Origin of the sequence: Pseudomonas sp. NY15437 (assembly GCF_048068435.1) — a bacterium.
GTDB lineage: Bacteria > Pseudomonadota > Gammaproteobacteria > Pseudomonadales > Pseudomonadaceae > Pseudomonas > Pseudomonas nitroreducens_B.
This window is the reverse complement of record NZ_JBLUQC010000008.1, coordinates 13,529-35,769: the sequence shown is the minus strand read 5'-3', so window position 1 is coordinate 35,769 and position 22,241 is coordinate 13,529. Positions and strand designations below refer to the sequence as shown.

Below are 22,241 nucleotides of genomic sequence, written 5' to 3'. Positions count from 1 at the left end.
GCGTTACCGAGGAACAAGGATGATTCGACAGGTTTTACTGGCAGCGGGCTTGGCCCTGCTGTGCAGTGGCTGCTCCAGCGATACGCCCAGCGTGCCGCCGGCGCCGGAGGAGGGCACCCGCCTGACCCTGCTGGTGCAGGCCGACAGCCGCCTCAACCCCACGCCCGATGGCCACAGCGCCCCGGTGCGCGTGCGCCTGCTGGAGCTGCGCAGCGCCGCGCTGTTCGAGCGCGCCGATTACTTCAGCCTCGCCGAACAGGCGGCCGGTGTCCTGGGCGCTGACCTCGTCGCCCAGGACGACTGGCTGCTGCAGCCGGGCGAGCAGCGCGAGCTGACCCGCCGCCTGGAACCCGCCACCCGCCAGGTGGCGCTGATGGTCGGCTACCGCGACCTCGACCGCGCGCAATGGCGCAGCGTGCTGCAGCCCGTGGCCGGGCAGGCGAGCCGCTACCGCATCGAACTGGGCGCCAACGCCGTGCGCGTGGTGGCACTCGAACAACCCTCCCGTCCCGACTCTCGCTAAACGGAGCCCCTATGTCCTGGAACAACCGCGTGATCTGGTCGGAAGGCATGTTCATCGGCACCCAGCATTTCCAGCAGCACGACCGCTACCTGGAAAGCCTCATCGACGCCCGCAGCCGGCCGCTGTCCGCCGCCGGCTGGGGTTTTTCGGAGCTCCAGCTCGACGCCGGGCTGCTGGCCCAGGGCAAGCTGGCCATCGTCACGGCCCGCGGCCTGCTGCCCGACGGCACGCCGTTCAACATCCCCCAGGAGGATGTCGCTCCCGAACCGCTGGACATCGAGGACGGCCTGCGTGACGGGGTGATCTACCTCGCCCTGCCGCTGCGCCGCTCCGGTGTGCGCGACACGGTGGAGGCGGGCGAGCCCGCCGGCGGTGCGCGCTACCGCAGCCAGGTGCGCGAGGTACGGGACGACAACGCTGCCTTCGAGAGCCGCATTCCGGTCGCGGTGGGCGAGCGCGCGCTGCGACTGCTCACCGCCGCGGACGGCCTGCACGACTACGCCGCACTGGGCGTGGCGCGGGTGCGCGAGAAACGCGCCGACCGCGCGCTGCTGCTGGACGAGCAGTACATCCCGCCGCTGCTCGACGTCAGCGTCAGCAAGCCCCTGGCGGCGTTTCGCAGCGAACTGCTGGGCCTGCTGCACCAGCGCGGCGAAGCCCTGGCCGGCCGGGTGGTGGCGTCCAGCGCCGGCGGCGCCTCGGAAATCGCCGACTTCATGCTGCTGCAACTGGTCAACCGCGCCGAGCCGCTGGTGGCGCACCTGGCGCGGATCACTCCGTTGCACCCGGAGCGCCTGTACAGCGAGCTGCTCGCCCTGGCCGGCGAGTTCGCCACCTTCTCCCGCGCCGAGCGGCGCCCGGCGGCGTTCCCGGTGTACCAGCACGATGACCTGGTGATGAGCTTCACCCCGGTGATGCAGGCGCTGCGCGAGGCGCTGTCGATGCTCATCGACAGCAAGGCGGTGCCGATCCCCATCGTCGAGAAGGCCTACGGCATCCACGTCGGCATGCTCGCCGACCGCAGTCTGCTGGACACCGCCAGCTTCGTCCTCGTGGTGCGCGCCGACATGCCCGCCGAAACCCTGCGCGGGCGCTTCGGCCAGCAGAGCAAGATCGGCTCGGTGGAGCACATCCGCGACCTGGTCAACCTGCAGCTGCCGGGCATCGGCCTGCTGCCGTTGCCGGTGGCGCCACGGCAGATTCCGTTCCACGCCGGCTCCACCTACTACGAGCTGGACCGTGGCAGCGAGCACTGGAAGCAACTGGCGCAGTCCGGTGGCTTCGCCTTCCACGTCGCCGGAGAGTTCCCCGGCCTGAACCTGGCCTTCTGGGCGATCCGGGGATAAGCGATGAGCGTCAACAACGACGAGTGGCCGAGCAGCAACGCCAGCCCCAATCCGCTGGGCAACGACCGCACCCAGTTCATGCCGCGCCCCGGTGGCCGCGCCCCGCAAGCCGCCGCGCCGTCGCCTACCGCACCGCTGCCGGTGGCCGCCGCGCCCTTGCCGGCCGGCCAGGCGCTGGGCATGAACCCGCTGGAACAGGCCGCCGGCTCGCTGCTCAGCCTGCTGACGCGCCTGCGCAGCACCCTGGCGCATCCGGCGCCGGCCAGCCTGCGCGCGCAACTGCTGGGCTACCTGCGCCAGTTCGAGCAGCGCGCCGAGGCCGCCGGCGTCGCCCGCAACGACGTGCTGCTCGCGCGCTACGCGCTGTGCACCGCGCTGGACGAGGCGGTGCTCAGCACGCCGTGGGGCAGCGCGAGCGAGTGGGGCAAGCAGAGCCTGCTGATCACCGTGCACAACGAGGCCTGGGGCGGCGAAAAGGTATTCCAGCTGCTGGAGCATTGCCTGCAGAGCCCGCGCGAACGCATCGATCTGCTGGAACTGTTGTACCTGTGCATGAGCCTGGGCTTCGAAGGCCGCTACCGGGTGATGCACGACGGCCGCAGCCAGCTCGAAGCGCTGCGCGAGCGCACCGCCGCGACCCTGCGCAGTGTGCGCGGCGAGCGGGAGCGCGAGTTGTCGCCGCACTGGCGGGGTGTGCAGGTCATGCCTGATCGCCTGTCGCGCCTGGTACCGCCGTGGGTGGGCCTGGCCGTGGCGCTGGCGTTGCTCTTGCTGCTGCTGTTCGGCCTGCGCCTGAAGCTGGCCGCCGACGCCGAGCCGGTGTTCCGGCAGATCCACGCGCTGGGCGAGATGCCCGTGCAGAGCATCGAGCCGGCGGTGGTCAAGCCGCGCGTGGTGGAACGTCCGCGCCTGGCGACCTTCCTCGCCGAGGACATCCGCGCCAACCGCGTGGCGGTGCAGGACGGCGTCGATCGCTCGGTGGTGACCATCCGCGGCGACGAGCTGTTCGCCTCCGGCAGCGCCAGCATCAAGGACGATTTCCAACCGCTGATGGGGCGCATCGCCGACGCCATCGGCAAGATCAACGGCCAGGTGCGCATCACCGGCCACAGTGACAACCGTCCCATCGCCACCCTGCGCTTCCCGTCGAACTGGGCGCTGTCGCGGGCGCGCGCCGAAGAGGTGCTGCAGATCCTCGCGGCGCGCACCGGGCAGGCACAACGCTTCAGCGCCGAGGGGCTGAGCGATACCGAGCCGGTGGCCTCCAACGCCACCGCCGAGGGACGGGCGAAGAACCGTCGGGTTGAAGTCACGGTACTGGCGGAGGGTGTGGAGTGAAGTCGTTGTTCGGATTCGTCACCCGCTGGGTGATTCCCGTGCTCGGGCTGGTCGCCCTGAGCCTGATCATCTGGTTCATCGGCCCGCTGCTGACGGCGCTGGTGCCGGCCTGGCGCCGCTGGGCGCTGATCGTCCTGCTGTTCGGCCTGTGGCTGGGCTGGCGTCTGTGGCGCCTGCTGCAGGCACGCCGGCAGGAGCGGCGCATGCTTGCCAGCCTGGCGGCCGAGACGGCACCGGATGCGGCCAGCGTGGCCACCGCCGAGGAGCTGGCGACCCTTCGCCAGCGCATGGACGAGGCCCTGGCGCTGCTGAAAAAGGCGCGCCTGGGCGGCGCGGAGCGGCGCAACCTGTACCAGTTGCCCTGGTACGTGATCATCGGCCCGCCGGGCTCGGGCAAGACCACCGCGCTGGTCAACTCCGGCCTGACCTTCCCCCTCGCGGCGCAGTTGGGCGCCGGCGCCATCCGCGGCGTGGGCGGCACCCGCCAGTGCGACTGGTGGTTCACCGACGAGGCCGTGCTGCTCGACACCGCCGGCCGCTACACCACCCAGGACAGCCATGCCCAGGTCGACAAGGCGGCCTGGCTGGGCTTCCTCGACCTGCTCAAGAGCGAGCGCGCACGCCGGCCCATCGATGGCGCGTTCATCGCCATCAGCCTGGCCGACCTGCTGCAGGCCAGCGAGCAGGAGCGGGCGGCGCACGTGGTGGCGATCCGCGCGCGGGTGCAGGAGCTGTACACCCAGCTGGGCGTGCGCTTCCCGGTCTACGTGATGCTGACCAAGTGCGACCTGGTGCCGGGCTTCATGGAGTTCTTCGACGACCTGGACCGCGAGGCGCGCGCCCAGGTGTGGGGCTTCACCTTCGCCCTGGACGACGGCCAGCAGGCCGGCGGGCCGTTGCAGGCCTTCGGCAGCGAATTCGCCGCGCTGGAGCAGCGCCTCAACCAGCGTCTGGTCGAGCGCCTGCAGCACGAACGCGACCCCGCGCGGCGCGACCTGATCTACGGCTTCCCCCAGCAGTTCGCCGCGCTCAAGGCGATGCTCGAAGAATTCCTCGGCGGGGTGTTCAAGCCCAACGCCTATGAGGAGCGCGCGCTGCTGCGCGGCGTCTACTTCACCAGCGGCACCCAGGAAGGCAGCCCCATCGACCGCCTGATCGGCGCCATGGCCCAGAGCATGAACCTGGACCGGCAACACCTGGCGCGGCAGAACGGCACGGGCCGCAGCTACTTCCTCCATCGCCTGTTCACCGATGTCGCCTTCGCCGAACGCGGCCTGGTCGGCGTCGACCCGAAGGTCGAGCGGCGGCGCAAGTGGGTGGCCATCGGGGCGTTGGCCGCCAGCGTGGCACTGGTGCTGGTGGTGGGCACGCTGTGGCTGCTGAGCTACCGCGCCAACCAGGCCTACATCGCCCAGGTCGGGACGAAGACCGCGCCGCTGGAACAGAGCGTGCGCAGCCTGAGCCCGGCCCAGCGCGACGTGCTGGCGGTGCTGCCGCTGCTCGACGCGGTGCGCCACCTGGCCGGCGACCCGCCGGGCATGGCCGAGGGCCTGGGCCTGTACCAGGGCGACATGCTCGACGAGGAAGCCAGCAACGTCTACCGCCGCCTGCTGGTGGCGACTTTCGCCCCACGCCTGGTCAGCCGCGTCGAGGAGCAACTGCGCAGCGGCGGCGGTTCGGACTACCTCTACGAAGGGCTCAAGGCCTACCTGATGCTGGGCGATGGCGCGCACTACGACCCGGACTTCCTCAAGGCCTGGATCAGCCTGGACTGGGACCAGAGCCTGCCGCGCGACCTGCCGGCAGCGCAGCGCCAGGCGCTCAACACGCACCTGCAGGCCCTGTTCGAGCGGCGCCCGCCGGATGCGCGCCTGGACCAGCGCCTGATCGACGAACTGCGCCAGCAACTGCAACGCCTGCCGGTGGCGCAGCGCGTGTACGACCGGGTAAAACGGCAGAAGCTGCCCGAAGGCGTTGAGGACTTCCGCCTCAGCGAGGCCGCCGGCCGTGACGCCGCCCTGGTGTTCGTGCGCAAGAGCGGCAAGCCGCTGGCCGATCCGCTGAGCGGCTTCTTCACGCTGCGCGGCTACCGCGAGGCCTTCCTCCTGGCCAGCGTCAACCAGGCCGGCGTGCTGGCCGAGGAACAGTGGGTGCTGGGTCATTCGCTGAACGATGCCGAGGACGCCCTGACCCTGGCCGCCGAAGTGCGCCAGCTGTATTTCCAGGACTATGTGCGGCAATGGGATGCGCTGCTGGCGGACATCGACTTCGTGCCCATCACCAGCGTGGCGCAGGCTGCCGACGTGCTGCGGGTGATCTCCGGGCCGACCTCGCCCTTGAAGAAGCTGCTGCTGGCGGTGGCCCATGAAACCGACCTGCAGCAGGCCGACCCGGCCGTCGCCGCGCAGGTGAAGAAGGCCGACGCCGGCGTCGACCAGCTCAAGCAGAAGCTCGGCTCGCTGCTCGGCCAGGCGCCGGAAGGCACCGGCCCGGTGGCGCAGCCCGCGGGGCAGGACCCGGTCAGCGCGCACTTCGCCGACCTCACGGCCCTGGTCAGCCAGGAGGGCGGCTCGTCCATGGCGATCGATGCGCTGCTGGCGGACATGAACGCGCTCTACGTGCAGGTCAGCGCCATGGTCGGCGCCAGTGGCGACGCGCTGCTGGGCGAGGCGAAGAACCAGGCCAGCGCCGCCGCCGCGCGTGTCAGCCTGGCCGCCGAGCGTCAGCCGCCGGTGGTGCAGGGGCTGGTGAAGTCGGTGGTCAGCTCGACCACCAACACCATGATGGGCGGCGTGCGCAACCAGCTGAACGCGGCCTGGACCAGCGAGGTGGTGAATGTCTGGCGGCAGTCCCTGAGCGGGCGCTATCCGCTGGTGCCGGGCAGCTCCCGCGACGCCACCCTGGACGATTTCGGCCAGTTCTTCGGCGTCGGCGGGGTGATGGACAACTACTTCCGCCGCTACCTGCAACCCTACGTCGACACCTCCAGCCCCACCTGGCGCTGGCAGCCGGGCGCGGCGCAGAAGCTGGGCATCGCGCCGGGCGTGCTGCAGACGTTCCAGCGTGCGGCGCTGATCCGCGACGTGTACTTCCGTGGCGGCGGCCTGCAACCCAGCGTGCGCTTCGAACTCAAGCCGGTGACCATGGACGCCTCGGTCAGCCAGTTCCTGCTCGACCTGGACGGCCAGCAACTGAGCTACGACCACGGCCCCAGCCGCCCGGTGGCCATGCAGTGGCCCAACCCCAACAGCATCGGCGCGGTGCGCCTGTCGGTGTCGCCTCCAGCGACGGGCGGGCGTTCGGCACTGACCGTCGAAGGCCCGTGGGCCTGGTTCCGCCTGCTCGACCAGTCCGAGCTGGTGGGCGGCGGCTCACCGGATCGCTTCAACCTGCGCCTGCGCGTGGACAGCGCGAGCATCGCCTACGAGCTGCGCGCCAACAGCGCCTTCAACCCCTTCAAGAGCCGCGCGGTAGCCGGCTTCAGCCTGCCGGAGCGGCTATGACGGCAGTGGGTTTCTACGGCAAGATCGCCAGCCGCGGCGACTTCGTGGGGCGCGGGTTGCCCGCCAGCTTCCAGCAACCCTGGGACGCCTGGCTGGCCGCCGGCCTGCAGGCGTGCCAGCGGCAACTGGGCGAGGCCTGGTTGCAGGCCTATCTCGTCAGCCCGCTGTGGCGCTTCGTCCTGGCGCCGGGCGTCTGCGGCGCCGCGCCGGTGGCGGGTGTGCTGATGCCGAGCATCGACCGCGTCGGCCGTTACTTCCCCCTGACGGTCGCCGTGGTGCTGCCGGAGGGGCAGTCGCTGGCGGCGCTCCAGGCTGCCGATGGCTGGTTCGACGCCGTCGAGGCGGCGTTGCTGGCCACGCTGGAGGAGGGCGCCCGCTTCGAGGACTTCGAAGCGGCGGTGCAGGCACTGCCGAACATCCCCCAACAGGGCGCCGCCGCGTGCGAGTCGCTGCTCGCCGCGCAGCGCATGGCGGCGCTGGACGCTTCGGCTCGCCTGGCGGCCCTCGCCGAGCGCGCCTGCGACGGCGCCAGCCTGTGGTGGGGCAACGGCTCCGAGCAGGTCGCCCCGGGCCTGCTGCGCTGCCACGGGCTGCCGGCCGCCGAACATTTCGCGGCCTGCCTGCTGGGCCGGGAGGCGTCGTGCTGATGGCAACGCTTGGCTACTGTTCGGCGGCGCACAGCCATGTCGGCCTGGTCCGCCAGATCAACGAGGACGCCTACCTGGATCGCCCCGAGGACGGGCTCTGGGTGGTCGCCGACGGCATGGGCGGCCACGCGGCCGGCGACTACGTCAGCAGCCTGATCGTCGATTCGCTGCGGCGCATCGCGCCGGCCGGCTCGCTGCAGGACTACGAGGCCGCGTTGCGCCAGGGCCTGGCCCAGGTGAACGACGCGGTGCGTGAAGAAACCCGCCAGCGCGGCGTGAGCATGATGGGCAGCACCGTGGTCCTGCTGGCCGTGCGCGCCGACCGGGGCCTGTGCCTGTGGGCCGGCGACAGCCGCCTGTACCGCCTGCGCGACGGCGAGCTGAGCCCGGTTTCACGCGACCACAGCTACGTGCAGGAGCTGCAGGACAGCGGCCTGCTTAGCGAAGCCGAGGCGCGCGTGCACCCGCGGGCGAACATCGTCACCCGCGCCATCGGCGTGCAGGACCAGCTCGAACTGTCCGCGCAGCAGGTGCAGATCCTCCCCGGCGACACCTGGCTGCTGTGCAGCGACGGCCTCACCCGTACCGCCGAGGACCACGAGATCCGCGAGGTGCTTGGCCACGCCGACCCGTACCAGGTGGTGCGCAGCCTGGTGCACCTGGGCCTGACCCGCGGCGCCCCCGACAACATCACCGCCATCGTCATCAAGGCAAGCGAACCCCTGGCATGAACCTGCAAATCCCCGGATTCGACATCGACAGCGTGATCGGCGAAGGCGCCATGGCCACCGTCTACCTGGCCGTGCAGCGTTCGCTGGAGCGCAAGGTGGCGCTGAAGATCATGGCGCCCGCGCTGGCGGCCGACGCCTCCTTCTGCGAGCGCTTCCTGCGCGAAGGCAAAACCCTGGCGCGCCTGTCGCACCCGCACATCGTCACCGTGCACGACATCGGCAACGCCGGCGAGCAGTACTACATGGCCATGGAGTACCTGCCCAACGGCACCCTGCGCGAACGCATCGCCGCCGGTCTGAGCCCGGAGCAGGGCCTGGCCTACGTCCGGCAGATCGCCTCGGCGCTGGGCTACGCCCACGCCCAGGGCCTGATCCACCGCGACGTGAAGCCGGCGAACATCCTGTTCCGCGCGGACGGCACGGCCGTGCTCTCGGACTTCGGCATCGCCAAGTCGCTGGATGACCGCACCCAGTTCACCCAGGCCGGCTTCGCCGTCGGCACGCCCAACTATATGAGCCCCGAGCAGGCGCGCGGGATGGACATCGACGGACGCGCCGACCTGTATTCGCTGGGCGTGGTGCTCTACGAAATCCTCGTCGGCGAACTGCCGTACCTGGGCACCGATGCGCTGTCCACCGCACTGGCGCACCTGACCCAGCCGCTGCCGGAGCTGCCGCTGCACCACGGTCGCTACCAGCACCTGTTGCAGCGCCTGTTGGCCAAGGAGCCGGGCGAACGTTTCGCCCATGCCGGCGAGCTGCTCGCCGCCCTCGATGTGCTACCGGCGTCCGACCCGGACGCCACCGTCGTGCGCCCGTTGCCGGTGGCGCCACCGCCGGCCGGCGACCCGGCGCCGCTGGCCAAGCCGACGCCCACGGAGCTGGGCGGCCTGCAGGCGGTGTCCATCGACATTCCCCAGGCGGCACCGGCACAAGCGCCGCTGCCCCCGGTCACGCCACCGCCCGCTGCCGGTCGCGTGCCGCCATCGGCCGGGCACGCCCCATCGGGGCAACGAAAAGGCCCGGTACTGGCGCTGCTCGCCGTGGCCGTTGCGGCCGCACTGGGTGTCGGTGGCGCCGGCTACTGGTGGCTCGGCCGCACGGCCAAGGCGCCGGTGGCTATGGACCAGCAGAACGCCAGGGACGAGGCGCCGGGCCAGACGCTCGCCAGTGCCACGCCGCAGACGTCCGGCCTGCCGAGCCAGGCCCGGGCGGCCGACGAGTCGCTGGCCGGCGAGCACCCGCTGCTGATCCCCGGCAAGAAGACGCTGTACCAACGCGTGCTGGCCAAGCCCGGCGCGCAGCTGCACAGCGAGCCGGGGCAGGGCGCCGGCCAGCCGTTGCCGGCGTTTTCCGTGCTGTACGTGTATGCCCGGCGCAGCGTCGCCGGCCAGGACTGGCTGCAGGTCAGCGCCGCCAGCGATGGCCGCGCGCTGGGCTGGCTGCCGGCGAGCGAGGGCGCCGACTGGAAGCAGAGCCTGGTGCTCAAGTTCACCGAACGCTCCGGCCGCGCCCCGGTGATGTTCCTGCGCCAGGACAGCCTGCTGGAGCAACTGATCGCCGACCCCAACGCGGCCCGCAGCCTGCTGCGCAAGGCCCAGGCCGACGCCAGCGACAACACCCAGGTACTGGCGCTGGAGCCGGCCACCCGCGCGGTGGCGCAGGATCGTTTCTACCTGCTGCCGATCTTCGAGTCGCGCGAGAGCATGGATGAGAACGGGCAGATCGTGCAGATGCTCAAGGTCGCCTCCATCGACCCCGGCAGCCAGGCGGCCAGCACGCTGGAGGGCAAGCCGCTGAAGGCTGCCGCCGCCGACGCGTTCCGCACCGGCATCGTGCTGGTGGTGGATACCTCGGTATCGATGCAACCCTATATCGACCAGATCCGCGAGGTGGTGCGCAGCCTGCAGGGCAAGCTCGCCGAGCGCGGCGAACTCGACAGCGTGAGCTTCGGCCTGGTGGGCTTTCGCAACAACACCGACAAGACGCCGGGGCTGGAGTACCTGAGCAAGACCCTGATCCCGCTGGAGGAAGGCCGCGATCCCGCGCGCTTCCTGCAACTGGCCGGGCAGATCAAGGCCACCACGGTGTCCAGCCACTCGTTCAACGAAGACGCCTTCGCCGGCATCATGCAGGCGGTGGACGGCATGGACTGGAGCGGCTACGGCGGCCGCGTGGTGCTGGTGGTCAGCGACGCCGGTGCGCTGCGCAAGAGCGACCCCTACAGTTCGACGCGCATGAACGAGGCCGAGGTCCGCCAGGCTGCACTGAACAAGCAGATCCACCTGTATGCCCTGCACCTCCTGACTCCGGCCGGGGCGAACAACCATGCGGCCGCCGAGCAGCAGTACCGCACGCTGACCGCCGACGCCAACCCGCGCATCGGTGACCTCTACGTGCCGGTGCCGGGCGGCGATGTGCAGCGCTTCGGCCAGCGCCTGGACGAAATCGGCAGCGTGTTCGCCGACCTCGTCCACCAGGTGCGCGGCAACGCCCCCAGCGCAGCTCCGCAACTCAATGGCGCGCCGAGTCTTGCGCAGAAGTCGGCGGCCATCGGCTACGCCATGCACATGGACTTCCTCGGCCGCAAGACCCAGGCGCAGAGCCCGCAGCTGGTCAGCGCCTGGACCGCCGACCGCGACCTGAGCAACCCGGCGCTGCCGGCCTTCCAGGTGTGCGCGCTGCTGACCCGCCTGCAACTCAACGAGCTGCAGCAGTCGCTCAAGCTGATCGTCGATGCGGCGCGCAAGACGCAGACCTCGCCCAAGGATTTCTTTCAGGAGATCGCCAGCGCCAGTGCCTACATGAGCCGCGACCCGTCGGCGTTGCGCCAGGGCGGCAACCTGGCCAAGGGCGGCCTGCTGGGCGAATACCTCGACGGCCTGCCGTACCGCAGCAAGGTCCTGGGCATGACCCAGGACCTCTGGCTGTCGCTGTCGGTGGCCGAGCAGCAGGACTTCATCGACGAACTGGAGTCGAAGATCCGCCTCTACGAAACCTTCCACAACGACACGGCCAACTGGGTCCGCTTCGGCGCTGCCGAACCGGGCGATGCCTTGTACCGTGTGCCGCTGGCGACGCTGCCATGAGCCTGCTCAGCCTGCGTGACGTCAGCAGTATCCGGGGGCAGGGCGCGCAGCGTTTCCGCCTGGACGTGCCGTGCCTGGACCTCGCGCCCGGCCAGCGCCTGGCCCTGGTGGGAGCCAGCGGCAGCGGCAAGAGCACGCTGCTGGACCTGCTCTCCCTGGTGGCGCCGCCACAGCAGGCCGCGCGCTTCGACTGGCGGGCGGGGGCGGGCGTGTACGCCGTCGCCGACCTCTGGCGCACCGGCCAGCGCAGCACCCTGGCGGCGCTGCGCAGCCGTCACTGCGGCTACGTCCTGCAGACCGGCGGGCTGCTCGGCTATCTCAGCGTGCGCGGCAATATCGAGCTGCCGCGGCGCCTGCTGGGCCTGGCCGATGACGGCAGCGTCGAGCGCCTGGCGCGACGCCTGGACATCCACGAACACCTGGCGAAAAAACCCGCCCAGCTGTCCGTTGGCCAGCGCCAGCGCGTCGGTTGCGCCCGCGCCCTGGCCCATCGCCCGGCGCTGCTGCTGGCCGACGAGCCGACCGCCGCGCTGGACCCGCTCAATGCCCGCCAGGTGCTCGCGCTGTTCCTCGAACAGGTGCGCGAACAGCAGGCCTGCTGCGTGATCGCCACCCACGACGAGGCCGCAGCACGCGAGGCCGGCTTGCGCATCCTGCGCCTGGATTGCCGGCGCGAGAGCGACGGCGGTGTCTGCGCGACCCTGGAGGAGCACGCCTGATGCGCCTGTTCCTGGTCGCCAGCCTGGCCTGGCAGGACTACCGCAGCGACTGGCGGCTGTCCGCCTGCGCGGTGCTCGCCCTGGTGGCAGTGCTGGTGCCGCTGCTGGTGCTGTTCGGCCTGAAGTTCGGCCTGGTCGGCAGCCTCACCGAGCGCCTGCAGCGCGACCCGGGCGTGCGCGAGATCATCCCGCTGGGCGGTGCGCGCTTCGATGCGGCCTACGTTGCCGCGCTGGCGGCGCGCCCGGACGTGGCTTTCGCCGTGCCGCGCACCCGGCAGATCGCCGCCAGCGTGCAGCTCTCGCAGCCCGGCCGCGAGGCGCTGACCGCCGAGATGATCCCGACCACCGCCGGCGACCCCTTGCTCGGCAGCCTGCCGGTGCCGGCGCAGCTGACCCAGGTGCTGCTCAGCCACACCGCGGCGCAGAAGCTGAACGTGCATACCGGCGACACGCTGCAGGCACTGCTGACGCGGCAGAACGCCGGCCGCGACAGTTCCCGTTCGATGGCCGTGCAGGTGATCGGCGTGCTGCCGCTGGAAGCGTTCGGCCGCGATGGGCTGTTCGCCGCGCCGGCGCTGCTGGAAGCCGCCGAGGACTTCCGCGACGGACGCGCCGTGGCGGCCTTCGGCTGGCCCGGCGAGGCAGCCGGCGATCACGCGCAGCGCATCTACCCGGCGTTCCGCCTGTATGCCCGCGGCCTGGACGACGTCGAGCCGCTGCGCCTGCACTTCGCCCGGCAGGGCGTGGACGTCTTCACCCAGGCCGCCGCCATCGAGCGGGTGCGGTCGCTGTCGCGCAACCTGACGCTGGTGTTCTGGCTGATCGCCGCCCTGGCCCTGGCGGGGGCCTTCGCCGCCATCTGCGCCGGCGCGCTGGCCGCGGTGCAACGCAAGCGCCGCGAGCTGGCGGTGCTGCGGCTGGTGGGCTTCGGCACCTCGGCGCTGCTCGCCTTCGTGGTGCTGCAGGCGCTCTACAGCGCAGCCTTCGCCACGCTGTTCGCGGCGCTGGTGTACCGCCTGGCCCAGGGCGGGCTGAACCAACTGTTCGTGGCGCAGCCGGGCGAGCATGCCGCGCAGTTGCTGCCCGTTCATTACCTCATCGCCGTCCTCGCGGTGCTCGTGGCCAGCCTGCTGGCGGCGCTGCTCGGCGGGTGGCGCACCAGCCGAATCGATGCTGCTCAAGGAGTCAGAGATGTCTGAATGGCGCCGTGCTGTCCTGGCCTTGGCCCCCGTTGCCCTGGCCCTCCAGTCCCTCCTCGCGGCACCCGCCGCGCAGGCGGAGGAGGGCGACAAGCTGAACAACCCCAAGCCGCTGGCCGATGACGTGGCACTGCCGCTGCCCTGCGGCGGGGAGATGGTGTTCCGTTACGTCTACGTGCTGGCCAAGGGCTCGCTGGACGATCGCGAGGTCAACCTGGGCTATCCCTTCAGCGAGGGCGAGCCCGGCTACAAGCAGTCGTTCATCTCCGGCTATCGCCGCGAGTACATCAACGGCCAGTTCAGCCTGGGCGACCTGCCGGCGGACTGGAGCAAGGCCATCGCCAGCCAGTTGCCCAAGGCGGGCAAAGGCGAGCCGCTGAAACCGATGTTCTATTTCCTCGGCAAGTACGAGGTGACCGCCCGCCAGTACGCCCAGGTGATGGCACAGGCCCAGGCACAGGCCCAGGCGCTGGCCGAGGGCCAGGACGCGCCGGCCTGCGAGACACTGAACCTGCCCGACGGCGTGGCCGGGCGGCTGCCCAAGGTGAAGCTGTCGCGCTTCGAGGCGGAGCGCTTTTCCGCGGTGTACAGCGCCTGGCTGATGAAGTATCAGCGCGACCGCCTGCCCGTCAGCGGCCGTGGCAAGAGCGAGGAGGACGGCGGCTTCGGCTTCGTCCGCCTGCCCACCGAGGTCGAGTGGGAGTTCGCCGCGCGCGGCGCCCAGGCGGTGTCGCGGCAGCAACTGGAGGCGCGGCTGTTCCCGCGCCGGGTCGAGGGCAGCGACAACGACGGGCCGCTGGCCGACTGGGCGGTATTCAACCAGGTGGCCGGCGGCACCGGCCAGGCGGCGCGTTTGATGCCCATCGGCACGCGCCAGCCGAACCCGATCGGCCTGTTCGACGTCATCGGCAATGCCGCCGAGATGGTCCAGGAGTCCTTCCAGCTGGTGCATGCCGGCCGTCTGCAAGGCGCCTATGGCGGCTTCGTGGTCAAGGGCGGCAACTACCTCGAAGGCGAGGGCACCCTGTTCACCGGCATGCGTCGCGAGTACCCGCTGTTCGCCCCCGACGGCACCGAGCAGCGCAATGAGACCACCGGCTTCCGCGTGGCCATCGGCGCGTTGTCGGCGCCGCGATCGCGCTACCAGGAACTGTTCGAGCAGTGGAAGAAGGAAGGGCGCCTGGCCGGGCTGACCGACGCCATCGACGATACCCAGGACCCGACCCAGCGCCTGGACGGCATCATCGCTGCCACCACCGATGCGCGCCTGCAGGCCGAGCTGGGCACGATCAACGAGGAACTCAAGCGCAACGTCGCGCTGATCGCCCGGCAGCGCGAGGAGGCCGCCGGCAACCTGATCCAGTCCTCGGCGCTGGTGGCGGAAACCATCAACAACTACAACATCCGCCTCACCAACCTGCGCAAGAGCCAGCAGCAGGCCGAGCAGGCCAAGGACGCCGCCAGCGCCAAGCTGTTCGGCCAGGCCATCGAGAACGGCAGCAGTGCGCTCAATGGCGCCGTGGCCATCTACATCGACAACCTGGCCACCGGCACGCGCTACACCGACGCGGTGATCCAGGCGCAGTTCCAGCGCATCAAGGAAGAACTCAATCGCAAGCCGGTGATCGGCAAGAGCCTGGTCACCCGCGCCACCCTGTTCGTCAGGCACGTCAGCCAGTACCGCCAGCAGCAGCGCGCGGAACCGGAGGCGGTCCTGAAGGAATTGCTTGCATCGGCAGTACCGAAGCCATGACCACCGATGCCAGGCATGTACAGAAGGAACCCGGTCGGCGACCCGCCGTTTCCGGGGTGGTCAAACCCCAGTAGAGAGCCCAGAAATGCAATCGTTCGCTAACTCCGTATCCCTGCACCCGCGCCGTCGCGCGCTGACGCTGGCCACCGCCGGCTTCACCTGTGTCGCTGTCCTGCTCAGCGGCTGCTCCAGCTCGCCGGTCTCGCAGATCGGCAAGAGCACCAAGGTCGAGTACTACCCCAGTTGCTACGAGCCGGTGCAGCACCTGCGCGACACCGACTCCAACATGACCAAGTCGGTCGCCACCGGCGCCGTGATCGGCGCGGTGGGCGGTGCCCTGACCGGCGCGCTGGTCGGCAACAAGGAAGACCGCGGCCGCAACGCCGCCATCGGCGCTGCCGGTGGTGCGCTGGTCGGCGGCGCCGCCGGCTACTACACCGAGAAGCAGAAGCAGATCACCGACGACCATCAGCGCCTGGCTTCCTACGCCGCCGACGCGGACAAGAGCTCCGCCGACATCGATCGCAGCGTGGCCTACGCCCAGGCGTCGCAGTCCTGCTACCAGCAGCAGTTCAGCGCGCTGCTGCAACAGCGCAAGGCCGGGACCATCAAGGACGACGAAGGTCGCAAGCGCCTCGCGGAAATCGTCGCCGGCCTGAAGGAATCCAACGACCTGATCACCGCGGTCAGCGGCAAGGCCGGCGAAGACCTGAGCAACTACACCCAGGCCTACGAGAAGGACCTGCAGACCGTTGGCGTCAAGCGTGCCGACGTCGCCACCGTCGCCCAGGCCAGCAGCACCACCACCTCGCCGACCAAGGCGAAAACCAAGACCAAGACCAAGACCCAGCAGAAGAAACTCCCGGTAGTGCCTAGCGAAGCGGTCGCTTCCGAGCGCGCCCTGCGTGATGCCCAGGCCAAGCAGCTGAAGAGCGTGGAGGTTGCCTCCCAGGGCACCACCCAGGTCAACGGCATGTGCAAGAACCCGGATATCGGCGACTGGGCACCGGTTCCCTGCCCGAACGCGTAAGCCAGGAGGCCGGCGTTGCGCCGGCCGCCGTTGTTCCCCCTTCGGGCCCGCCCGAAGGGGGCAGTCACTGAACAAGGATGAGTCCCCGCGATGTCTGAAGCTTCCGTTTCCCGCCCCGCTGAAGTCCTGCGCGGCCTGCTGTTCGGCGTGATCGGCCTGGTCTGCCTGGCGATCGTCGCCTACGAGGTGGTCGACCGCGTGCAGTTCCTGCGCAACGCCCACGTCGCCGACGGCCAGGTCGAGAGCCTCAACGCCGGCGGCTCGCACCCGCAGGTGGCCTTCACCACGGACGACGGCCAGAGGATTTCCTATCCGCAGAACGGGTTGATCTTCGGCTACCAGCAAGGCCAGAGCGTTCGCGTGCTGTACCTGCCCGAACGCGCCCAGGCCAGCGCCATCGTCGATGACATCGGCGCCCTGTGGGGCATGACGGCCCTGCTCGGTCTGCTGGGCGCCGCCTTCGCCGGTGTCGGCCTGCATTCGCTGCTCAAGCGCCGGTAGGGCGCGTGTATTTCGTTCAAAGGAATCTGAACCATGGAAAACTCGATCATCCCCATCAGCCTGCGCGCGAGCGCCTGGGAATACGTCACCGGCAGCAGCGGGGGCGTGAGCTTCATGTTCCTGGCCGGCGGGGGCGGGCAGTTGGTGCTGAAGAACCCGCAAGGCCAGGAGGACAAGTTCTCCTTCGGTGGCGTGGGGGTGGGAGCGGGCTTCGGCGCCCGCCTGCCGAAGATCGGCAAGGTCAACCTCAACGTGCGCGGCAAGAGCGTCGGCGCCACCGGTGCCGCCGAGTCCTTCCCCAGCACCGGCCAGGTGTATGTGTCCGATGCGCTGCGTGACCGCGACCTGAGCCACGACGACATCACCGGCGCCTGCGCCTACATCGAACTGGCGGGCGGTCTTGGCCTGGGCTACAGCGGGACGGCGGTGCTGTTCGGGCTGGATGCCAAGCTCCTGGCCTTGACCATGGCCATGTCGGCCGTGCCGGCGTCCCAGATCCTGGGCGGCTTCACCGTCCAGCGGCAGTTGCTGCAGTCGGCGCGTGGCGCGCTGTTCATGCGCGGCGTGACCGCCGGCCTGCAAGCGGGCGGCGGCGCGGCCGTGTACATCGGCGGGCTGTTCTAGGCCCGCTGCGCGACGGTCGGGCGCAAGGCGTCCGATCGTCATCCCCCAGCACGCCCGCCGCGCTGGACCCGGCGCGCAGGGCAGGGCACGCTGCTGGCCGTTGCCTGGCCGTTGCCTGGCCGTTGCGTGGCCGTTGCCTGGCCGCGCAACGCCGGCCGCCCTGAGGGCCGCCGCGATCCTGTTGAACGCACCTGCCCGGGCACCCACGAGAACTATCCGGATGACCTATCGACTCGCCATTTTCGACTTCGACGGCACGCTGGCCGATTCTTTTCCCTGGTTCGTCGGGGTGTTCAAACAGGTCGCCGATCGACATGGCTTCAGCCGCATCCATCCGCAGGACCTGGACAGCCTGCGCACCAGGGCGCACGCCAGATCATGGCGCGCCTGGGCCTACCGCGCTGGAAGCTGCCGCTGGTGGCGCGCAGCTTCACCCGCCTGATGAAGCAGCAGCGCAGCGCGATCCAGCTCTTCGATGGCATCGCCGCGACGCTGGCCGAGCTTGACCGGCAGGGCGTGATCCTGGCGGTGGTGTCGTCCAATTCCCGGGAGAACGTCGCCCATGTGCTGGGGCCGTGTTGCCGGCACATCCGCGCACTGGAGTGCGGGGCATCGATCTTCGGCAAGGCCTCGCGCCTGAACCGGGTCATGCGCCAGTTCGGCGTGACGCGCGAGGAGACGATCTACGTGGGCGACCAGCCCATGGACGGCGAAGCCGCGGCCAGCGCCGGCATAGCCTTTGGCGCGGTGGCCTGGGGCTACGGCGCGCCGGAGGCCTTCAGCGGCCTGGGCCAGCACCGGTGGTTCGCCAGCATCGGCCAGTTGCAGCAGCTGGCACAGCCACGCGGCGAGCCGATGGCCGGCTGAGCCGTCGCTTGCCGCCTTCATAGGATTTAACGAGCTTTAACTCGCCCTCAGTACCCGCGCCCCGCAAAGATGCCGCAGGCGGGGAATGGCGTCCTGCTGCCACGCGGGCGGGCCACTGCGTCCACGCGCCACGTCCTGCCGTCGCGACATTTCCCTGATGCATGCCAACAGGCATTGCGCGTGGCGCAACGCGGTTTTGCTCGGTGGGGCGATATTCCAATCAGGACGCGCTCCCTACCATTCGAGCCGGCATGCCGCAGTCGCCGGAGTCGATAGCCACTCCACGCGACGCGGCCAGGAAACTGGAACACGCCCGGTGCGGTATCCATGGATTGCGGAGGTGAGTGCTGATGACGCGAAAAACGATCTGGACCGGCCTGGGTGTCCTGGCGGCGGTGGGCGTCGCACTGGCCTTCGCCATCCTCTGGCGGCCCGCCATCGCGCCGCGGGGGGAACTCGCCGCGGCGTCCCAGGAGCAGATCCGCCGGGGCAGCCTCGTGGTGGAGGCCGGTGATTGCGCGGTTTGCCACACCAGGCCCGGCGGCGCCTACCTGGCGGGCGGCCTCGGCCTGGTCACGCCGTTCGGCACGCTGTACAGCACCAACATCACCCCGGACGCCCGCACCGGCATCGGCCAATGGTCGTTCGAAGCCTTCGAGCGGGCGATGCGCCACGGCATTTCCCGGGACGGGCATTTTCTCTATCCGGCCTTTCCCTACGTCCACTATCGCCGGATGACCGACGACGACCTGCGCGATGCCTATGCGTACCTGATGAGCGGCCCGCCGGTGAACGCACCGGCGACGGACAACCAGATGAACTTCCCGATGAGCCTCCGGCCGCTCGTGTCGTTCTGGAACATCCTCTTTTTGCGAGGAGAAACCTCTTCCTACGACGCCACGCGATCCGCGCCGTGGAACCGTGGCCGTTATCTGGTGGAGGGCGCGGGCCACTGTGCGGCCTGCCATTCGCCGCTCAACCTGCTGGGGGCCGAAAGCTCCGGCGAGCAACTGGCCGGCGGGGTCGTCGATGGCTGGGAGGCGCCCGACCTGCGTGGCATGGCCAGCGCCCCGGCGCCATGGACCCACGAGCAACTGCTCGCCTACCTGCGCGGCGAGGTGGCCGCCGACCATGGCGCCGCGGCGGGGCCGATGCGCCCGGTCAGCCTGGGGCTTGCGCGCCTACCCAGCGCCGACGTGCAGGCCATCGCGGAGTATCTGCTGAGCCTGCCGCCAGCCGCTGCCAGTGCCGTCCCGCCGGCGCCGCGGCAGGCGCCGGCCGACGCGCAGCAGAACCAGGGCGCCGCACTGTTCCAAGCCTCCTGCGCCGGCTGTCATGACGATGCCGCGCCGATGCGCCAGATCGACGCGCGCCCGGCGCTCGCCACGACCTCCGCGCTGCGCGCCGACAGCCCGCGCAACTTCATCAAGACCGTCCTCGAAGGCCTGCCACCCACGCCAGGCCAGGCCGGCCCGGCCATGCCGCCGTTCGCGGCGAGCCTGGACAACCGCCAGCTTGCGCAACTCGCGGCCTATCTGCGGGCCAAGGCCAAGCCGCAGCAACCCTGGCAGGACCTTTCAACCACCCTCGATGCCCTACGGGAGCAGACGCCATGACTCAGACCACGCTGACGGTGAACGGCGAGCCGCACACGCTCGACCTCGATGAGGACATGCCGCTGCTCTACGCGCTGCGCAATCACCTGGGGCTCAACGGCGCGAAATATGGTTGCGGCCTGGGGCAGTGCGGCGCGTGCACGGTGATCGTCGACGACAAGCCGGTGTTCGCCTGCCTGACGCCTTGCTCGGGGCTCGCCGGCAAGTCGATTCGCACCGTGGAAAGCCTGGGAAGCGCCGAGCGGCCCGGCCCGCTGCAGCAGGCCTTTATCGATGAGCAGGCGGCGCAATGCGGCTATTGCATCGCCGGCATGCTGATGCGCGCGCAGACCTTGCTCGAACGCAATCCGCACCCGAGCGAGGAAGACATCCGCGCGTACATGGCGAGCAACCTGTGTCGCTGCGGAACCCACCTGCGCATCGTGAAGGCTATCCGCCACGTCGCCGAACAAGGAGCCATGCCCCATGAAAACCGCCGCTGAGCTGGATTGCTCCCGCCGTGCGTTCCTGCGCGGCGGCGCACTGGTGGTGGCGTTCGCGCTACTGCCCACGGCGCGGCGCGCCCTGGCCGACACCGAGGTGGACACGCTGGGCACGCAGGTCCTGGCGCCCGACCTGCGGGGCAGCCTGCGCACCAACCCGTACCTGGATGCGTGGATTCGCCTCGACGCCGAGGGGATCACGGTGTACACCGGCAAGGTCGAGCTGGGCACCGGGGTGCGGACCGCGCTGCTGCAGATCGCCGCGGAGCGCCTGGAGGTCGACCCACGCGCGATCCAGCTGATTACCGCCGATACCGCGCTGACGCCCAACGAGGGCTATACCGCCGGCAGCCACAGCATCTTCGACAGTGGCACGGCGCTGTTCAATGCGGCGGCGCAGGTCCGCCAACTGCTGCTGGAGTCGGCGGCGCGCCAATGGCATGTGCCGGTCGAGCAGTTGTCCACGCGCGATGGAGCCATCCTGGCGCCCGATGGCCGGCGCATGGCCTACCACGACGCCGTGGCGGGCGTGGACCTGCACCGCTATGCCGGCCGCGAGTCCCCCGCGAAGCCGGCGGGCGAGTTCCAGGTGATCGGCCGTTCGCTACCGCGCCTGGATATCCCCGCGAAGGTCAGCGGGGGCGAGGCGTTCGTCCAGGACCTGCGGTTGCCGGGCATGCTCCACGCCCGCGTCATCCGGCCGCCGCGTCCGGGGGGCAGGCTTGTCGCCTTCGACGCCGAGCGCCTGAGCCGCCTGCCCGGCGTGGTCGAGGTCATCCGCGACGGCAACTACCTCGCCGTGGTCGCCCGGGACGAATGGCAGGCGATCAAGGCCATGCGGGTGGGCTACGAGGTGGCGCAATGGACGGGAGGCGACGTCATCCCGGACGAGCGCACGATCCATGAACTGCTGCCGCGCCTGGAAGCCAGAACCTACCCGATTCGCCAGGAAGGCCAGCCGGCGGCTGCCGCTGCGAAGGCGCAGTACCGAGCGCGCGTCACCAAGCAGTACCTGATGCACGGTTCCATCGGCCCGTCCTGTTCGGTGGCCTGGTTCAAGGACGGGGTGCTGACCGTCTGGACCCACACCCAGGGCGTCTACCCGTTGCGCGCCGGGCTGGCCGAAATGCTCGGTCTGCCCCTGGAGCAGGTGCGCTGCATCCACAGCGAGGGCGCCGGCTGCTACGGGCATAACGGCGCGGACGATGCCGCGGCGGACGCCGCGCTGATCGCCATGAAAGTCCCCGGCGTGCCGGTCAGGCTGCAATGGATGCGCGAGCAGGAGAACCTCTGGGAGCCCTACAGCTCGGCGATGATCACCCAGGTGCAGGCCACGCTCGACAGCGAGGGCCGCCTGGCTGACTGGCGCGGCGAGCTGTGGACGACGCCTCACAATGAGCGAATCGTCAACGCCGGCCGGCTGATCCCCGCGCGCCTGCTGGCACGGCCCTTCGCCTCGGCGCCGTCGATCCCCATCGCCCAGCCCGAGGGGGACGGCGACCGCAATGCCGTGCCGCTGTACCGCCTGGGCTCGACGCGCATCGATATGCACTTCATTACGCAGATGCCGTTCCGAACCTCGGCCATGCGCTCGCTCGGGGCGCACATCAATGTCTTCACCATCGAGGCCTGCCTGGACGAACTGGCTCGGCAGGCCGGGGTGGACGCCGTGCAGTTTCGCCTCGACCACCTCGACGATCCCCGCGCGCGGGCGGTGGTGGAGCGCGCACGCGACGCCTTCGGCTGGCCGCGCAAGGCAGCGCAGGCCGGCTCAGGCGTCGGTTTTGCCTTCGCCCGCTACAAGAACATCATGGGTTACTGCGCCATTGCCGTGGAGGTGTGGGTGCACCCGCAGACCGGGGAGGTGAAGGTCAAACGGGTGGTGACCGCCGTGGATGTCGGGCAGATCGTCAGCCCCGACGGGCTGCGCAACCAGGTCGAAGGCGGGATCGTCCAGTCCACCAGCTGGAGCCTCTATGAGGCGCTGCGCTACGACGCCGGCGGCGTGCGCAGTTACGACTGGAGCGGCTATCCGATCCTGCGCTTCCCGCAGTTGCCCGAGCAGGTCGAGGTCCACCTGCTGGACCAGCCCGGCCAGCCGTTCCTCGGCGCTGCGGAAATCGTCCAGGGGCCGATGGCCGCCGCCCTGGGCAATGCCCTCGCCAACGCCACCGGCCAGCGGCCGCTGAACCTGCCCCTGGCTCGCGGCTGAGCGCTGTCGGCGCGTATGCAGTTTACGTGCGCCAAGCGTTGCGCCACGCGCAATACGGTTG

General features: G+C 70.2%; 18 protein-coding genes. All 18 read left to right on the top strand.

The annotated features are described in order from the left end of the window. The first annotated feature begins 19 nt into the window (after positions 1 to 19). The gene (tssJ, locus tag ACNFIA_RS18605) at positions 20 to 523 is read left to right on the top strand and encodes a type VI secretion system lipoprotein TssJ (RefSeq protein WP_416787504.1); all 504 of its coding nucleotides are present in this window, start codon (positions 20 to 22) and stop codon (positions 521 to 523) included. 11 nt (positions 524 to 534) lie between these two features. After that, a complete protein-coding gene (gene tssK, locus ACNFIA_RS18600; protein WP_416787502.1) occupies positions 535 to 1,869 on the top strand; it encodes a type VI secretion system baseplate subunit TssK in 1,335 nt (444 codons plus the stop codon). A 3-nt stretch (positions 1,870 to 1,872) separates the two neighbouring features. After that, complete coding sequence (locus tag ACNFIA_RS18595; protein ID WP_416787499.1) at positions 1,873 to 3,207, top strand: DotU family type VI secretion system protein; 1,335 nt, start codon at positions 1,873 to 1,875, stop codon at positions 3,205 to 3,207. Beyond that, the gene (gene tssM / locus ACNFIA_RS18590; RefSeq protein ID WP_416787496.1) at positions 3,204 to 6,710 is read left to right on the top strand and encodes a type VI secretion system membrane subunit TssM; all 3,507 of its coding nucleotides are present in this window, start codon (positions 3,204 to 3,206) and stop codon (positions 6,708 to 6,710) included. The genes ACNFIA_RS18595 and tssM overlap by 4 nt, the downstream gene beginning before the upstream one ends. Continuing rightward, the gene (tagF, locus tag ACNFIA_RS18585; RefSeq protein ID WP_416787493.1) at positions 6,707 to 7,357 is read left to right on the top strand and encodes a type VI secretion system-associated protein TagF; all 651 of its coding nucleotides are present in this window, start codon (positions 6,707 to 6,709) and stop codon (positions 7,355 to 7,357) included. Before tssM ends, tagF begins: the two co-directional genes overlap by 4 nt. Next, positions 7,357 to 8,088: a PP2C family protein-serine/threonine phosphatase gene (locus ACNFIA_RS18580; RefSeq protein WP_416787490.1), complete on the top strand. Its 732-nt coding sequence runs from the start codon at positions 7,357 to 7,359 to the stop codon at positions 8,086 to 8,088. The genes tagF and ACNFIA_RS18580 overlap by 1 nt, the downstream gene beginning before the upstream one ends. Next, positions 8,085 to 11,177, top strand: a complete 3,093-nt coding sequence (locus tag ACNFIA_RS18575) for a serine/threonine-protein kinase (RefSeq protein WP_416787488.1) — start codon at positions 8,085 to 8,087, stop codon at positions 11,175 to 11,177. Before ACNFIA_RS18580 ends, ACNFIA_RS18575 begins: the two co-directional genes overlap by 4 nt. A 2-nt stretch (positions 11,178 to 11,179) precedes the next feature. Further along, positions 11,180 to 11,896, top strand: coding sequence for an ABC transporter ATP-binding protein (locus ACNFIA_RS18570; RefSeq protein ID WP_416788002.1), 717 nt, complete (start codon positions 11,180 to 11,182; stop codon positions 11,894 to 11,896). Beyond that, the gene (locus ACNFIA_RS18565) at positions 11,896 to 13,095 is read left to right on the top strand and encodes an FtsX-like permease family protein (RefSeq protein WP_416787485.1); all 1,200 of its coding nucleotides are present in this window, start codon (positions 11,896 to 11,898) and stop codon (positions 13,093 to 13,095) included. Before ACNFIA_RS18570 ends, ACNFIA_RS18565 begins: the two co-directional genes overlap by 1 nt. Next, positions 13,088 to 14,848, top strand: a complete 1,761-nt coding sequence (locus ACNFIA_RS18560) for a formylglycine-generating enzyme family protein (RefSeq protein ID WP_416787481.1) — start codon at positions 13,088 to 13,090, stop codon at positions 14,846 to 14,848. The genes ACNFIA_RS18565 and ACNFIA_RS18560 overlap by 8 nt, the downstream gene beginning before the upstream one ends. Positions 14,849 to 14,933: 85 nt before the next feature. Next, the gene (gene tagQ, locus ACNFIA_RS18555; protein ID WP_259754992.1) at positions 14,934 to 15,878 is read left to right on the top strand and encodes a type VI secretion system-associated lipoprotein TagQ; all 945 of its coding nucleotides are present in this window, start codon (positions 14,934 to 14,936) and stop codon (positions 15,876 to 15,878) included. A gap of 90 nt (positions 15,879 to 15,968) precedes the next feature. Then, positions 15,969 to 16,379 (top strand): DUF3592 domain-containing protein, encoded by a 411-nt coding sequence (locus ACNFIA_RS18550; RefSeq protein WP_416787479.1) that lies wholly within the window; start codon positions 15,969 to 15,971, stop codon positions 16,377 to 16,379. A gap of 33 nt (positions 16,380 to 16,412) precedes the next feature. Continuing rightward, on the top strand, positions 16,413 to 17,003 hold the full coding sequence (locus tag ACNFIA_RS18545) for a hypothetical protein (RefSeq protein WP_259754994.1): 591 nt from the start codon (positions 16,413 to 16,415) through the stop codon (positions 17,001 to 17,003). 220 nt (positions 17,004 to 17,223) lie between these two features. Continuing rightward, on the top strand, positions 17,224 to 17,445 hold the full coding sequence (locus tag ACNFIA_RS18540) for an HAD hydrolase-like protein (RefSeq protein WP_416787476.1): 222 nt from the start codon (positions 17,224 to 17,226) through the stop codon (positions 17,443 to 17,445). Beyond that, positions 17,382 to 17,870, top strand: a complete 489-nt coding sequence (locus ACNFIA_RS18535) for an HAD hydrolase-like protein (RefSeq protein WP_416787474.1) — start codon at positions 17,382 to 17,384, stop codon at positions 17,868 to 17,870. The genes ACNFIA_RS18540 and ACNFIA_RS18535 overlap by 64 nt, the downstream gene beginning before the upstream one ends. A 350-nt stretch (positions 17,871 to 18,220) precedes the next feature. Then, complete coding sequence (locus tag ACNFIA_RS18530; RefSeq protein WP_416787472.1) at positions 18,221 to 19,486, top strand: c-type cytochrome; 1,266 nt, start codon at positions 18,221 to 18,223, stop codon at positions 19,484 to 19,486. Beyond that, the gene (locus tag ACNFIA_RS18525) at positions 19,483 to 19,968 is read left to right on the top strand and encodes a (2Fe-2S)-binding protein (protein WP_416787471.1); all 486 of its coding nucleotides are present in this window, start codon (positions 19,483 to 19,485) and stop codon (positions 19,966 to 19,968) included. Before ACNFIA_RS18530 ends, ACNFIA_RS18525 begins: the two co-directional genes overlap by 4 nt. Next, positions 19,952 to 22,180 (top strand): molybdopterin cofactor-binding domain-containing protein, encoded by a 2,229-nt coding sequence (locus tag ACNFIA_RS18520; RefSeq protein ID WP_416787468.1) that lies wholly within the window; start codon positions 19,952 to 19,954, stop codon positions 22,178 to 22,180. Before ACNFIA_RS18525 ends, ACNFIA_RS18520 begins: the two co-directional genes overlap by 17 nt. Positions 22,181 to 22,241 lie beyond the last annotated feature (61 nt).

Coding starts and splice junctions, on each gene's coding strand:
- tagQ (WP_259754992.1), top strand. CDS start 14,934: ATGCAATCGTTCGCTAACTCCGTATCCCTGCACCCGCGCCGTCGCGCG.
- ACNFIA_RS18540 (WP_416787476.1), top strand. CDS start 17,224: ATGACCTATCGACTCGCCATTTTCGACTTCGACGGCACGCTGGCCGAT.
- ACNFIA_RS18575 (WP_416787488.1), top strand. CDS start 8,085: ATGAACCTGCAAATCCCCGGATTCGACATCGACAGCGTGATCGGCGAA.
- ACNFIA_RS18560 (WP_416787481.1), top strand. CDS start 13,088: ATGTCTGAATGGCGCCGTGCTGTCCTGGCCTTGGCCCCCGTTGCCCTG.
- ACNFIA_RS18550 (WP_416787479.1), top strand. CDS start 15,969: ATGTCTGAAGCTTCCGTTTCCCGCCCCGCTGAAGTCCTGCGCGGCCTG.
- tagF (WP_416787493.1), top strand. CDS start 6,707: ATGACGGCAGTGGGTTTCTACGGCAAGATCGCCAGCCGCGGCGACTTC.
- ACNFIA_RS18545 (WP_259754994.1), top strand. CDS start 16,413: ATGGAAAACTCGATCATCCCCATCAGCCTGCGCGCGAGCGCCTGGGAA.
- ACNFIA_RS18525 (WP_416787471.1), top strand. CDS start 19,483: ATGACTCAGACCACGCTGACGGTGAACGGCGAGCCGCACACGCTCGAC.
- ACNFIA_RS18530 (WP_416787472.1), top strand. CDS start 18,221: ATGACGCGAAAAACGATCTGGACCGGCCTGGGTGTCCTGGCGGCGGTG.
- ACNFIA_RS18535 (WP_416787474.1), top strand. CDS start 17,382: ATGGCGCGCCTGGGCCTACCGCGCTGGAAGCTGCCGCTGGTGGCGCGC.
- tssJ (WP_416787504.1), top strand. CDS start 20: ATGATTCGACAGGTTTTACTGGCAGCGGGCTTGGCCCTGCTGTGCAGT.
- ACNFIA_RS18565 (WP_416787485.1), top strand. CDS start 11,896: ATGCGCCTGTTCCTGGTCGCCAGCCTGGCCTGGCAGGACTACCGCAGC.
- ACNFIA_RS18595 (WP_416787499.1), top strand. CDS start 1,873: ATGAGCGTCAACAACGACGAGTGGCCGAGCAGCAACGCCAGCCCCAAT.
- ACNFIA_RS18580 (WP_416787490.1), top strand. CDS start 7,357: ATGGCAACGCTTGGCTACTGTTCGGCGGCGCACAGCCATGTCGGCCTG.
- ACNFIA_RS18520 (WP_416787468.1), top strand. CDS start 19,952: ATGAAAACCGCCGCTGAGCTGGATTGCTCCCGCCGTGCGTTCCTGCGC.
- tssK (WP_416787502.1), top strand. CDS start 535: ATGTCCTGGAACAACCGCGTGATCTGGTCGGAAGGCATGTTCATCGGC.